This window comes from Nonomuraea sp. LP-02, from assembly GCF_036289125.1.
Lineage (GTDB): Bacteria > Actinomycetota > Actinomycetes > Streptosporangiales > Streptosporangiaceae > Nonomuraea > Nonomuraea bangladeshensis.
Window position 1 is genome coordinate 8,595,124 of record NZ_JAXCLK010000001.1, and the last position, 13,942, is coordinate 8,609,065.

6 protein-coding genes are annotated in these 13,942 nt (G+C 69.0%); 4 read left to right on the top strand and 2 right to left on the bottom strand.

Annotated elements, in window-relative coordinates; translation table 11 throughout:
* Positions 1–122 precede the first annotated feature (122 nt).
* The 4 genes from SMD20_RS40385 to SMD20_RS40400 all read left to right on the top strand — a co-directional run bounded on the left by SMD20_RS40385 (position 123) and on the right by SMD20_RS40400 (position 5,946).
* On the top strand, positions 123–1,376 hold the full coding sequence (locus tag SMD20_RS40385) for an MFS transporter (protein ID WP_329591346.1): 1,254 nt from the start codon (positions 123–125) through the stop codon (positions 1,374–1,376).
* On the top strand, positions 1,373–4,078 hold the full coding sequence (locus SMD20_RS40390) for a family 78 glycoside hydrolase catalytic domain (RefSeq protein WP_329591347.1): 2,706 nt from the start codon (positions 1,373–1,375) through the stop codon (positions 4,076–4,078). The genes SMD20_RS40385 and SMD20_RS40390 overlap by 4 nt, the downstream gene beginning before the upstream one ends.
* A 338-nt stretch (positions 4,079–4,416) precedes the next feature.
* Positions 4,417–4,995 (top strand): TetR/AcrR family transcriptional regulator, encoded by a 579-nt coding sequence (locus SMD20_RS40395; RefSeq protein WP_329591349.1) that lies wholly within the window; start codon positions 4,417–4,419, stop codon positions 4,993–4,995.
* A gap of 51 nt (positions 4,996–5,046) precedes the next feature.
* The gene (locus SMD20_RS40400) at positions 5,047–5,946 is read left to right on the top strand and encodes an alpha/beta fold hydrolase (RefSeq protein ID WP_329591351.1); all 900 of its coding nucleotides are present in this window, start codon (positions 5,047–5,049) and stop codon (positions 5,944–5,946) included.
* A gap of 249 nt (positions 5,947–6,195) precedes the next feature.
* Here SMD20_RS40400 and SMD20_RS40405 read toward each other — a convergent pair whose 3' ends face one another.
* Both SMD20_RS40405 and SMD20_RS40410 read right to left on the bottom strand, forming a co-directional pair.
* Complete coding sequence (locus tag SMD20_RS40405; protein ID WP_329591353.1) at positions 6,196–6,813, bottom strand: DUF6461 domain-containing protein; 618 nt, start codon at positions 6,811–6,813, stop codon at positions 6,196–6,198.
* Positions 6,814–6,885: 72 nt separating this feature from the next.
* Complete coding sequence (locus SMD20_RS40410) at positions 6,886–13,557, bottom strand: DNRLRE domain-containing protein (RefSeq protein WP_329591355.1); 6,672 nt, start codon at positions 13,555–13,557, stop codon at positions 6,886–6,888.
* Positions 13,558–13,942 lie beyond the last annotated feature (385 nt).

The window sequence follows — 13,942 nt, forward strand, 5'->3', positions numbered from 1 at the left end:
GCAACATAGCGGTCCGGAACTTCCCTCTTGAAAAATGTAGATCGATCTACAATAGTCACTTCACACAACGTGGACCGACGGCGTGCGGGCCGTGAACCCCCCTACACGAGGTATCGACGCAGATGACAGAGACGACGGCCAGGCGTGCCTGGAGGACGGCCGCGCTCGGCGGCATGGCCTCCTACATGGACGCGGCCACCATCGTGGGGACCGGCACCGCGCTGGTTCTGTACAAGCAGCAGCTCGGGCTGAGCCCGTGGATGATCGGCACGGCGTCGTCCGTCCTGACGCTGGGCCTGGCCCTTGGAGCCGTGTTCGGCGGACGGCTCGGGGACCTGCTGGGCAGGCGCAGGGTGTTCACGTACGACCTGGTCGTCTTCGTCGCCGGTCTCCTGCTGCTCGCCTTCGCCGTCCAGCCATGGATGATCTTCGTCGGTGTGGCCATCACCGGTCTGGCGATGGGCGCCGACATTCCGACCTCCTTGGCGCTGGTGGCCGAGGAGGCGCCGGAAGGCAAGCGTGCCAGGCTCGTCGCCTTTTCCCAGGTGCTATGGAGTTGTGGCGGATTCGCCGCCTACCTCATCGGGTTCCTGGTCTCAGGGACCGGAGCGATCGGTGCGCGGATCATCTACCTGCACGTGATCGTCGTGGCCTTGGTGGTGCTCGTGCTGCGCCGGAGGCTGCGTGAGTCGGAGGAGTGGGTACGCGAGCGCGACCGGCAGCAGGCCGGCCCGGCCGAAGGCGTGCGCGGCGATTCCTGGCGCGTGCTGACGTCCAGGCCGCTCCTCGGTGCCGTCGTCGGGCTCGGGCTCTTCTACGCCGTCGGCAACCTGGTCGCCAACACCTTCGGCCAGTTCCAGACGTTCCTGTTCACCGAAGTGGCCGGGGCGCCGGTGTCGACGGCCACCCTCGTGGGGATGCTGGCCTATCCGCTCGGATTCCTCACCATCCTGATCTTCATGAAGTACGTGGACGGGCCCGCCCGGATGCCGCTCTACACGATCGGCGTCGCGATCATGGCGGCCGGAGCGGCGATCCCGCTGATCGTGGGGCTGAACACGGTGACACTGATCATCCTGAAGTTCGCCATCACGATCGGCGCGAGCTTCGCCGGCGAGGTCATCTTCAAGGTGTGGTCGCAGGAGTTCTTCCCCACCCTGATCAGAGGCACCGCGCAAGGCGTCGCCATAGCCTTCACCCGCTTCGTGGCGGCGGGCTTCGCGCTGGTCACCCCGGCGATCGCCGACGCCAGCCCCCAGGCGCTGATGATGGTGCTGCTCGCCGCCGTGCTCATCGCCGCCCTGATCGCCTGGACGTGGATCTTCCCGCTGCGCCGCCGCATGCTGGCCGCCGCCGACCCCGTGGCGGTCCGATGAGCGTCGACCTGCGGCTGCACGGCATGCCGGTGCCCCGACCGCGTCTGTCCTGGCGGACCACCGAGCCGTTCGACGCCTACCGCGTCGAACTCACCCTCGCCGGCCGGCGACCCGTCGTCCACACCGGGGAGGGCGCCGACCAGCTCGGCGTGGCATGGCCGTTCGCCCCACTGGACTCCCGCGCCGCCGGATCACTGCGCGTCAGCGTCGGCAGCCGAGGCCGCTGGGGCGACTGGAGCCGGCCTCTGGCCTTCGAGACGCCGCTCTTCGGCGCCGGGGAATGGAGCGCGCGCTTCGTCTCGCCACGGACCCTCGGTGGGGTGCTCACCGCCGCACCGCTGCTGAGCCGTACCGTGAAGCTGCCCGCGGCGGTGACCCGCGCCCGCCTGCACGTCACCGCGCTCGGGCTGCACGTGACACGGATCAACGGCGAGCGCGTCACCGACGAGGAACTGGCGCCCGGCTGGACCAGTTACGGCCGGCGGCTGCGTTACCGCACCCACGACGTGACCGCCCTGCTCAGGCCGGGCGAGAACGAGATCACCGCGCTGCTCGGCAACGGCTGGTACCGCGGCAGGCTCTACTGGCGCGGTGAGCGAGCCCTGTACGGTGACCGGCTCGCGCTGCTGGCACAACTCGAGATCGAGTGCGCCGACGGAACCACGCACCTGGTGGTGACCGACGAGAGCTGGCGGGCGCACACCACGGGCGTCCTCGCTGACGACCTCTACGACGGACAGACCACCGACCTGCGGGTCGGGCGCGGACCGAGCGAACCGGTGGATGTGCTCGACGAGCCGCTCGACCAGCTCTTCCCCGGCGACTCTCCGCCTGTTCGGCCGGTCGCCACAGTGCCGGGCGGAGTGCGGTACGCGGCCCCGTCGGGAGAGCTGCTGGTGGATTTCGGGGAGAACCTGGTGGGCTGGGTACGGCTGCGCGTGCGCGGGCGTGCCGGGCAGGAAGTCGTCGTCCGGCACGCCGAAGTGCTGGAGGACGGCGAACTCGGCATCCGCCCCCTGCGCAGTGCTCAAGCCACCGACCGCTATGTGCTGGCCGGCGAGGGGACCGAGGTGCTTGAGCCGTCGCTGACCTTCCACGGCTTCAGGTACGCGGGGCTGCGTGGCGTCGCTCCTGAGGAGATCGAGTCGGTCGAAGCGGTCGTTCTCAGCTCCGACCTGCGCCCCACAGGGCATTTCCGCTGCTCGGATCCCGATGTGCAAAAGCTCCACGACAACGTGGTGCGCAGCATGCGCGGCAACTTCCTCGACGTGCCGACCGACTGCCCGCAGCGGGACGAGCGGCTCGGCTGGACGGGCGACATCCAGGTTTTCGCACCTGCGGCCGCCTTCCTGGCCGACTGCTCGTCCTTCCTCTCCTCATGGCTGCGCGATCTGGCGGCCGAACAGTTCGAGGACGGCTGCGTGCCTTTCGTGGTGCCGAACATCCACCACAACATCCTTCCCGCGACCGCCGCATGGGGCGATGCGGCCACGATCGTGCCGTGGACCCTCTACGAGCGGTACGGCGATGCCGAGGTACTGCGCGAGCAGTATCCGAGCATGCGGGCGTGGGTGGAGCGGCTGCACGCCTTCGCGGGGGAGGACGGCCTGTGGACCGGCCGGTTCCAGTTCGGCGACTGGCTGGACCCGGCCGCCCCGCCGGACGCGCCCGGCGACTCCCGTACGGACAAGGACCTGGTCGCCACCGCCCACTACATCCGCAGCACCGACCTGCTGGCCAGGACCGCCGCCGTGCTCGGCCTGAGCGACGACGCGCGACGCTACCGGGACCTGGCGGCGGAGGTGAGGCGTGCGTTCGCGTCCGCCTACGTCACAGAGCGCGGGCTGATGGTCAGCGACACTCCCACGGCTTATGCGATGGCCCTTCACTGGGACCTGCTGCCGACGAGGAAGCAGCGGGAAGCCGCCGGCGCGAGGCTGGCCGACCTGGTGCGAGCCAACGGCTTCCGCGTGGCGACCGGATTCGTCGGCACGCCGCTGATCACGGACGCGCTCACCGAGGCGGGATACCCGCACCTGGCGTTCCGGCTGCTCCTGGAGCGCTCGTGCCCGTCGTGGCTCTACCCGGTGACGATGGGGGCGACGACGATCTGGGAACGCTGGGACAGCATGCTGCCCGATGGCTCGATCAACCCTGGCCAGATGACCTCGTTCAACCACTATGCGTTGGGCGCGGTCGCCGACTGGCTGCACCGGCGGGTGGCCGGCCTCGCGCCCGCCGCCCCCGGCTACCGGCAGCTGGAGCTCCGCCCGCTGCCGGGATATGGGATGACCTGGGCAGAGGCCGATCTGGAGACTCCGTACGGCCACGCGGGCGTGGCGTGGCGGATCAGCGACGGCACCCTCATCCTCGAAGCGCGGATCCCGCCGGGGACCGAAGCGATCGTGCACCTGCCGGGCCGGGAACCGTTCCGGACCGGCCCGGGCCACCATCAGTGGGAGGCCGAGCTGCCGCAGCCGGCGTCGCCGGAAGTGATCGCGGACGCCGTCGACGACGCTCGGTTGTGGGAGCGCCTGTCCCGAGTGATGACCGCCCACGGCGTGATCGGCGATCCGGCGGCCCTGGCCGCCCGCGGGCTGCGCCTGCCGCTGTCCGAGCTGGCCTCCGTGGTCGCCCCACGTGCCACACCGGAACACGTCGCGCGGCTGCAGTCGGCCCTGGAAGAGCAACTGCGGCCGTGAGCTGAGGACAAGTTCGGGCCGGACCGTCGCGGGTGGGAGGGGTGCCGGAAAATGCCTCACCGTAGGAGGAGCCCTACTTCCGCCTGTCTCACCCGACGGGTGCGGGATGAGCCCGCAGCGCGCGCGACGTACTCCCATGTTCTACGGTTCCTGGTCGGCCTACCCGGGGGCGGCATCGATGATCTCGCATCCGGTGGCCACCAGGTGGATGCGGTCGCGGGCGTGCCGGAGCGCGATCCATCGGCAGGCGTCGAGGTCTCAGCACGGGGCGATGGCGGGAAAGTGATGCGGAGCGGGCATTATTGAACGTGCGATCCAGATAAGCTACGGTAGGGGTCATGGCAAGGACCCGGGAGTTCGACACGGAGGCGGCGGTGAGCCGCGCGATGGAGCTGTTCTGGACGCGCGGCTACGAGGCGACCGCCGTGCGCGACCTGACCCAGCTTCTGGGCATCGGGCAGGGCTCCCTGTACGCGGCGTTCGGCGACAAGAACGGCCTCTACCGGGCAGCGCTGGAGCACTACCGCACCACGCTCGCGGCGGCCGCCCTGCGCGACCTGCAAGAGGGGGCGGACGCCCGGTCGGCGATCCGTACGATGCTGGCCGAGCGCGTCCGCATCGCCGTCGAGCAGGAGGGTCGGGGCTGCCTGGCGGTCAACGCCGCGTGCGAGCGCCTGCCGGAGGACGCTTCGACCAGGCGCATCGTGCGCGACATGCAGGACGCCAGCCGCGACGCGATCGCCGAGGTGCTGCGGGTCGCGGCGGAACGGGGCGAGATCGCGGCGCGGCACGATCCGCACACGCTCGCCGCGTTCCTCGTCACCTTCCTCAACGGCCTGCTGGTCTCGGCGAAGGTCACGCCGGACGCCCGTGCCCTCGAGTCGCTCGTGGAGGTGGCACTGGCCACCCTCGACTGAGTTTTTTACGCCCGAAATCTGTATCAAGCGATCCATAATTTGGAGTGCCCAATGATGTCCGACCACGATGGAACCCTCGTCCGCACCGGCCGCGCCGCCGTCAACGGGACGAGCCTGCACTACCGCACAGCCGGCTCCGGGCCGGCCGTGGTGCTGCTGCACGGCGTGCCGAAGACCGGCTACCACTGGCGTCACCTCGTCCCGAAGCTGACGCCTCACTACACCGTGGTCGTTCCCGACCTACGCGGCCTCGGTGACTCCGCCCGGCCCGCGGGCGGATACGACTCCGCGACGATGAGCGACGACATCGCCGAGCTGATGAGCGCTCTGGGCCACGAGAGCTACGCGGTGATCGGCGAGGACTGGGGGGCGGTGATCGGCTACCAGCTCGCCGCCCGGCACCGCGGCCGCGTCACCTCCCTGGTGTTCGCCGAGGCGCTGTTCCCCGGGTTCGGCTTCGAGGACCACACCGCGCTCACCGTCGAGAATGTCTCCAGCGGCATGCACCTGTGGCATCTGGGCTTCTACTTCCAGCCGGACGTGCCGGAGATGCTGATCGCCGGGCACGAGCGGGAGCTGATCACGTACATGATCAAGTTCGAGCGCAGCCGGCCGGACAGCGCGACGCCGGACGCGATCGAGGAGTACGTGCGCTGCTACTCCATGCCCGGTGGCATCCGCGCGATGCTCTCGATCTACCGGGCGATGCTCGTCGACGCCGAGCAGAACCGGCAGTCCTCACGGCACAAGCTGAACATCCCAGTGCTGGCGCTCGGCGGTTCGGCCTTCATCGGCGAGCGCAACGAGTCGCAGATGCGGTTCATGGCCGACAACGTCACCGGTCACGTCTTCGACGCCGGCCACGACCTGGCCGAGGAGGTGCCCGAGGAGATGGCCGCCGTGGTCCTGCCGTTCCTGGCCCGCGTCCCCGTGACCGCCGGGGCCGCCTGACGCCGCCGAAGCGTCCCGGCGGTTTCCCCGAAGACGGACGTTGTTACTCCGGGCAACTCCGGGGACCTAGCTCCTGCCCGGCGTGGGTGAGGGTGACCTGGGCGCGGGTTTCCTCAACGCCGTCGGCGGCCGTGCACACGACGGCCGCTGTGGAAAATCCTCCTGCTGCTCACGGCTCGACCTGGACAGGACCAGTCGGTCGAGGTCTGGATGCGTACGATCAAGATTGCTCGGGTGCGGGGGCGGTGGTCACTCGAAGTCGTCGGCCGGCACGACATACGTCGCGTGAGTGGCTTCCAGCCATTCCCGGTCGAGTTGACGGCCGACGACACGGCCGATGGCGGTCAGTGCGGAGGTGAAGCTCTCATCGAGGGTGATCGGGGGTTCGCCGGGCAGGTCGTCGTCGATGTTGAACCGGAGGCCGTGCAGGTAGGGGTCCAGCGCGTCAGGATCGCTCCCGGAGCGTTCATTGGTGTCGAGGACATCGAGGACGGTGATCAGCTCACCGTCCTTCGCATATTTGAGCAACGTCTCGCTGTCGCAATCCCACTCGATGGCCAGAACCCGTCCGCCGCGACGCGACAACGCGAGCAGAGCATCGTCCATTGTCGAACGGTGATCGCCGATCATCAGCGTCCATTCGCCGATCGGTCCCACCAGCAGACCGGCCGATTCGTCACCGCTCCCGTCAGAGCCCGAACCCCATCCGGCGAAGCTGTCAGGTGTGCCGGCGGCCGGATCGCCGTTCAGCGCGGCGACTGCTTCCTCGACAGGAACGGCTTCCACCCATACGGCATAGAACTGCTGCATCGAGACGTCACTGGGATCGTACGAGCGGAGCAATTGATACAGAGCGTCTTCCGCCATGAAGTCAGCCTCCTGATCGATCGGTCATATGAAAGACCCACCCGGCCCGCTCGGGCCGGGTGGGTCACTGGGTCAGGGCGAAGGAGTGCCCCTGACGCTCACCCAGAATCGGTCGCCGGTAGGCCGTTTCGTGCCTTCCGGGGTAAGAACTCGGTATCGAGCATAGAAGACGGTGAGATACCAGCCGTCACTCTTGTTGTTACTTGCGGGGACGCCCCGGACGGAGAAATTGCCATCCCCCCATCCAGGCCCCTCCTTGACCGAGTTGAAGGGGAATTCATCGCAGTCTCCCACCACCTTCGCGGCCCGACATGCCTTACGGCGTTCCGACACCTGGACCTGCTTCCAGGTGCGGTTCTTGGGGTCGCCGGGGCGTAGCTCGTTCTCGTTGATCCTGGTCAGTGCGGCTCGCGCGCGGGCTGTCTTCCCGTCCCAGTTTCCTGGGATCACTTTCTGCCCCGGCTCCTTCCGGGGATCGGTGGCGTCGGGGGTGTTGAACGCGGCCCAGATGTGCGCGGCGACCGGTCCTCGCTTGGTGTGATCCACGTCCGTCCGGTAGATGCGGCTCACATCAGGGAAGATGCAGGCACCCGTATACCGGACCCGCTTCTCCTCCGGCCAGTTCCCGGGAGAGCCTGGCCCCATCGTCTCGTCGTCGCAGCGAACGGTCGGCGGCGTCCAGACGCCGTGCTCCTTGTCGTCCTTGAGTTTGTCCCAGAGCGGGAAGCTCGACGGACCCACATCGGTGACGAGGTCCTTGATCTTCGCCCAGGGGAACACCGTGCACCTGCGTATGTCCTTGCCAGGGCTCAGTGACTTGAAGCGGTAGTACCGCATCGTGTTGTCCCACTCCTTGACGCGGGCTTCCCTGTCGCCGTTCACCGTCTTCTGACACGTCGACGCGGCGGTGTCCGGCTTGGACGTCACCGACAGCTCGAGACGCGAATTACCGATGCCGGTCGCCTCGTCGTAATCGACCTGATCGAACGCGACCCACATCGAGAATTCCTGAGGGGTCAGCGGACCGGTCACGCCATCACTTCCCGGCCTGCGAATTGCGGTTCCGTCGCGCGTGCCCAGATAGGTGTTCATGACGGTCGTCGAACGCATCATGAGATCCATGCCTTCTTCGCCGTCCGGCAGCTTCAGCCTGACCTTCTTCTTCGTGCCGGTGTCGGGGTCGAAGTCGTCGAACCACATACTGACCCCGAACCACCGAACGGAGCAGCCGCTGAAAACGGTGGCGTCCGTCCAGATCCCCCAAATGGCCTCCTTGGGGGCCTTCGCCCGGCAGGTGTTGAGGGTGAAGTGCCGATAGTCGACCTCGTACGGATCGGGCTCGTCCAAAGCGGCGAGTCCGCTCGCCGCGGGTCTCGGCGCGGACGCCGGCGCGGACGTCGGCGCGGCCGGACCCGCGGCGAGCGCACCGACCTCACTTGCACTGAGCGCCCGCTGATACGTGCGTGCCTCGTCCAGATCACCTTGGATGCTGGTGCCCAGCGTCAGGGCCTGCGGGGCGTGCCATGCCGCGAAGCTCAACGGCTGGGTCTTGACGAGATTTCCGTTGAGGTACAGCGAGGCGGTCTTGGCTGTGGCGTCGTACACGCCGGCCAGGTGGAACCACTCATTGACCGGTGGTTCGACATCGGACACCACACCCTCGACCGTCGCGTCGGCGGCGTCAGCGCTGGTGAAGGTGAACACCAGCCCGTGGTCGGGAGTGTTGCCGAGCCGGAAGGGTGCCTGGTGGGTGCCCTTCTGCTCAAGGATGATGTAGTCGCCGTCCTTGTCGCTCCAGCGCAACCAGGCGGCGGCGGTGAAGCTCTGGTCGGTACGGATCACCGGTCCGGCCGTCTGAGCCAGGGGCTCCTCGCCCGGTTGGGTGACGTCGACGGTGACCTGCCGCCAGTCCGACCAGGCCGAGGAGGCGTCGCCGGAGACCGCGCGCAGGCGCCAGCGCACCTTCCACCCGTCGGCCAATTCGCCCGCAGGGACGGCGATGGTCGCCTGGGTGCCGGAGGCGACGTTGTCTGCGGCGCCGGCCCAGATCTGGCCGGCGCCCTGACCGTCGGGTGCGGCCGGGTCGTGCTCGATCTCGGCTTCGGCGCGCAGGGCCTGGCCGGTGGGGTGGGTGAGGGTGGCCCGCAGGGCCGGGGTGAGCGTGGTGGTCACCGTCACGCCGTCCGCCACCTTGGACGGGCTGATGGTCAGGCCGGTGGCGGTGGGCTTGGGCAGGCTGACAGTGAAGGACTGCCAGTCCGACCAGGCGGAGGTGGCGGTGGCCGAGACCGCGCGGGCCCGCCAGCGTACCTTCCAGCCGTCGGACAGGGTGTCGGCCGGGACGGTGAGGTTCGCCTGGGTGCCGGCCGGCACGTTTTCCACGGCTCCGGTCCAGATCCTGCCGCTGCCCTGACCGTCGGGTGCGGCCGGGTCGTGCTCGATCTCGGCCTCGGCGCGCAGGGCCTGGCGGGCCGGGTCGTTGACCTGGGCCAGCAGGGACGGAGTGCGGGTGGGGGTGATGGTGGTGCCGTCCACCTGCTCGGACGGGGTGACTTGCAGCGTCCCGACGGAGGGGTCGGAGACAGGGTCGGGCGCGTCGACGGTCAGGGCCTGCCAGTCCGACCACGGCGAGCCGACGGTGGTGGCGGTGTTGACCGCGCGCACGCGCCAGCGCACCTTCCATCCGTCGGCCAGTTTCCCCTCGGGGACGGCTGCCGACGCCTGGGTGCCGGAGGTGACGCCGTCCACGGCGCCGGCCCAGATCTGGCCGCTGCCCTGCCCGTCGGGAGCGGCCGGGTCGTGCTCGAGTTGGAACTCGGCCCGCACCGGCTGCGCGGCCGGGTCGGTGACCGTGGCGCGCAGGGCCGGGGTCAGGCTGGTGGCCACGATGGCCCCGTCCACCACTTGGGAGGGGGTGACCTGGAAGGCGCCGACCGTGGGGTTGGGCACGTCCACCGTGGCGCTCTGCCAGTTCGACCACGCCGAGGTGGACGAGGTGGCGGCGTTGGCCGCGCGGGCCCGCCAGCGGATCTTCCAGCCGTCGGCCAGCTTCCCGGCCGGGATGCTGACGGTGGCCTGGCCGCCGGAGCTGACCGCCGGTGAGGTGCCGGCCCAGATCTGGCCGCTGCCCTGCCCCGTGGCGGCCGGGTCGTGCTCGACCTCGAACGCGCCCGTGAGGCTGCCGCCCGCGGTGTCGGCGACGGTGGCCGCCAGCTGCGGGGTGAGCGAGGTGGCGGTCACCGTCCCGCCCGCGCTGGTGGCCGGGCTGATCTGCAGCCCGGCGACGGTGGGTGTGGAGCCGAGCGTGTAGGTGACGCTCAACGTGGGCTTGTTGGTGGCGTTGAACGACTCAAAGGCGCGGTCGTACTGCGGCCGGCCGTCCAGGGTCTCGTCCACGCCGCGCAGCATGAGCCCGTGGTTGGCGCTGCCGGACGCCCACGCCTGGGCCATCGCGGCGAGGTTCCAGCTCATCGTGCCCGGCGCGCCGCAGGTGGCGCTGTCATTGGCGACCGCTTCCCCGGCGGTGGTGATGCCGGGCTGGTTCTCCCAGGTCAGCGCGGTGTCGATCCAGGCGGCGGTGACCCGCTGGGCCTTGATACCGGATTGGGCGTCGCCACAGCCGTAAGCTTCGGTGCGGCGCATGCTGAGCGTGGCAGCCGACACGTTGACGTTCGTCAGCGCGGCGGTGTCGAACTTCAGGTAGGCGCGCTCCACCCACGGCTCCGGTTCGCCTTCGTCGTAGGTGCCCACCCACAGCGTCGTGTTGCGGTAGGTGCTCGACCCCGGAGTTCCGTAGTTGGAGATCCACACATCGGTCATTCCCGGCAGGGTGACCGCCGCGGCCACGCGCACCGGGTAGGCGGTGCCGGCGTCGGCCAGGAACGCCTGATCCGGCTCGATCACCAGCTCCGTACGACCGTTCTTGGTGACCACGTCGGCGGCGGCCGCGCCGTGTTTGGCCGGCCGGCCCTTGGCGCTGTCCCACACGGTTGCCGGCGCCGCAGCGGCGACCAGCTTCTTGTCCTTGGCCTTCAGCAGCAGCCGGCCGTTCTTGCCCTCCGACAGGGTCAGGCCCTCGTCCTCGACGCCGATGCGCAGTTTCAGCGGTTTCGACGGCCGCTGGCGCAGCACCACCTCGTGCCGGAACCCGTCCGGCAACACCGTCACCACCAGATCGGCGCCGACGCCGGCGGCGTCGGTGTAGGTGGCCACGCTGCCCTTGACCGTGGGCTTGGGCAGCGGCGTCGGCCAGCGCAGCGCGTACGACTTCCCGTCGGCGGACATCTTCACGAACGGATCCATGCCACCGGCCGAGATCTCCACGACCGCACCGTCGGCCAGAGCCTTCGACCTCAGCGTGCCGCCCTGCTCCATCAAAGTGGTGTCGATCGGCACCCAGCCGCCGCCCTGCCTGGCACGCACCGGACCAGTCGAGACCTCGGTCTTGAACGTCTTCCCGTCCGGCTGGGCGTACGTGATGCTGGTCGCCGTCGTCTCGTCGGCCACCACCACGGCCTTGCCCTGCCGGGCCGCCGCCTCGGAGGCGATGATCCGCGCCTGCGACGGCACGTTGGAGACGGCGTTCCCGCTCTTGCCGGCGATCCAGGCCGCGGTGTCGCTGAGGGTGGCCGGATGCCTGCCGAACGAATCAGCGGCAGTCTTCCCCGTGCCCTCGTCGAAGGACCAGCGCGCACCGCCCTGCGTCTGGAAGGACCATTGGAAGGGGGTCATGGGGTTCGCCGAAGCGTCGGCCGCTTCCGAGACTTCCACCGTGTAGGTGGTGCCGGCCTTGAGCGGTTGCGCAGGAGTGAAAGTGAACACCTTGTCGGCGGAGTCAACGGACACCGTCCCGTCGATGACCGTCCCGTCCATGTTCTTCAACGAGAACGCAGGCTCCCACACCGGCTCGCTGAATGTGGCCTGTATGGGGGTGTCCACCGGGGCTTCCCGCGCTTCGGCGACGGGAACCGTACTCGTCACCGTGGGAGGGACCGTGTCGGCAGGACTGCCGTCCTCGATGGTGGTGCCGTCCCAGGAGTCCTCACCCGACTCACCGGTGAAGGGCTCCAACTCGGCGGGCGAGATCTCCGCCACGTGGTTGGGGCGAGCTGCGAGAGCCTGCTCATCAGCGGCGGTCATCGGCGGGAGGTCCGGAATGTCTCCCGGTGTGTCGACCCGCATGGCCACGGCTTCCTCGTACGTGGGCTGCGCCCTTCTGGGCCCCTCGTAGGAGTAGACGATCACCTCCGGAGGTGATGGGGGCAACTCGAAGTCGACACTGAGGATGGGCGGGTGGAGCTCGAACTTGCAATCCTCCAGCGGCTCGGTCGTGCAGCCACCGGCGTCCTCGGAGTTGTAACGCCGCCAGTTCCGCAGGTCCGACTCGTTACCGGCGGTGAGCTGGATGCCGTAGTTGGTCTCGCCGTCGACCCACGCCTGGACGATGCGATTGAGTGAGTGGGTCAGGTTCCAGGCGTAGTTCATGGAGCCGGCGCAGTCCTCGCTGTAGGCGCCGAACTCGGTGTCCGCGCCCGTACTGGTGACCGACGGCTGGCTGTTCCAGGTCAGCGTCAGTTCGTCCCAGGAGGAGGTGATCCGCCGCGCCGTGATGCCGGAGCCGACCGATATCCCGCATTCGTTGGACTGATAGTTCCACAGGTGCAGGTCGGCGTTCTCCACCTTTCTGCCCGCGAACTCCGCCGGAATGTCGGGGAACTTGAGGTAGCCGCGCCAGCGCTTGGCGATGCTGCTGGCGTAGAACTTGCCGACCACGATCTGGGTCTGGGTGAAGGTGTCCCAGCTGTCCTGGTAGTCGTAGTCGTTGATCCAGGTGTCCATGGCGCCGCCGTCACGCCACCACTGGCCGGTGTGTCCCTCCCACCAGTCCGAGGCCGCGGCGGTCACGGTCACCGGATACGTCGTGGCCGGGTCGGCCAGGAACGCGGCGTCCGGCGTGAACACCAGAGTCCTGCCGTCCTCGGCGAGCGCGACGGTGGCCTTGCCGGCCTTGCCGGTATCCAGCGCGGCGTGCCTGTCGGTGGCCGTGGCGTCCTGCAGCAGGGTGGGCCGGAGCTCGGTGATCGTCTTGCCGTCCTTGCCCATGATGGCGGGCCGGTCGGCGGCGTTCTTCTTGAACGACAGGCCCGCGGGGAGGTCCACCGGCACTCGGAAGGAGACCGGGCCGGTGGGCCGGTCGGCGATGACGATCTGCTGCCGGAACCCGGTCGCGTTCGCGGTGACCACCAGGTCGCGGCCCTTGCCGTAGGCGCTGGGGTAGGTGGCGGTGCTGCCCTTCAACGTGGGTACGGGCAGCGCCGACGGCGTGCCGATCGTCGCGGTGGCGTCAGCCGTCTGGCTCTTGAGCAGGGTCTTGTCCCGGCCGGTGGACAGCACCAGGCCGCCGTGCGCGGCCTTGGGCCTGATCGCACCGTCCACCTCGACGAGGGTGGTGTCGATCGGGGTGAAGCCCTTGCCGTCGGCGTTCTTGATCCGGATCGGGCGGGTGCTGAGCTCCATCCGGACCGTCTTGCCGTCCGGGTTGGCGTAGAAGGTGGCGCTCTCCGAGCGCATCGATTCGATCTCGACGCGCCGTTTGTCCTTCTTGGCCTGCGCCAGCGCCTTGGCGGCGGCGGCCGGCGCGGCGGAGGCGTTCGGCGGCGTCGCGGGGGTGGGCGTGGTGGCGGGAGGGGGTGTGGGAGGCTGGGCGATCGCGGGTGCGCTGAGCAGCGACAGCGGCAGCGTCACAGCCGCTATCAGGGCAGCACAGCGGCGCGTCCGGATGGGTAACCCGGACGCTGATCGTGATGAGTTCACTCGATCCCTTCGAACAGAAGTAGCAAAACAGAGCGATCATCACATGTGTTGCGATCGCGGTAAAGATCATCTTCTGTATCGGGAAAGATCTATGCCGTTAGTTCCAGACCGATGGAGTCGCCTGCCGCGTGCGGCCGGCTACCGCGACCATCAAAGTGAAACCTGCGACGAAGACCGGCCCAACGTGATCGTGCATGTGCTCACCCGGGCCTGCACCGGTTCGGGACCCCGACGCGCTGGGAGCCATCCACGCCGGCCTGGCTGCCAGGGGTCTGACTCCGGTCGAGCGCCTGGTCGACGCCGGCTATGTCACTCC

Bases quoted from the DNA above. Each gene is read 5' to 3' on its own strand.
- SMD20_RS40385 (WP_329591346.1), top strand. From the start codon at position 123: ATGACAGAGACGACGGCCAGGCGTGCCTGGAGGACGGCCGCGCTCGGC.
- SMD20_RS40390 (WP_329591347.1), top strand. From the start codon at position 1,373: ATGAGCGTCGACCTGCGGCTGCACGGCATGCCGGTGCCCCGACCGCGT.
- SMD20_RS40400 (WP_329591351.1), top strand. From the start codon at position 5,047: ATGATGTCCGACCACGATGGAACCCTCGTCCGCACCGGCCGCGCCGCC.
- SMD20_RS40395 (WP_329591349.1), top strand. From the start codon at position 4,417: ATGGCAAGGACCCGGGAGTTCGACACGGAGGCGGCGGTGAGCCGCGCG.
- SMD20_RS40405 (WP_329591353.1), bottom strand. From the start codon at position 6,813: ATGGCGGAAGACGCTCTGTATCAATTGCTCCGCTCGTACGATCCCAGT.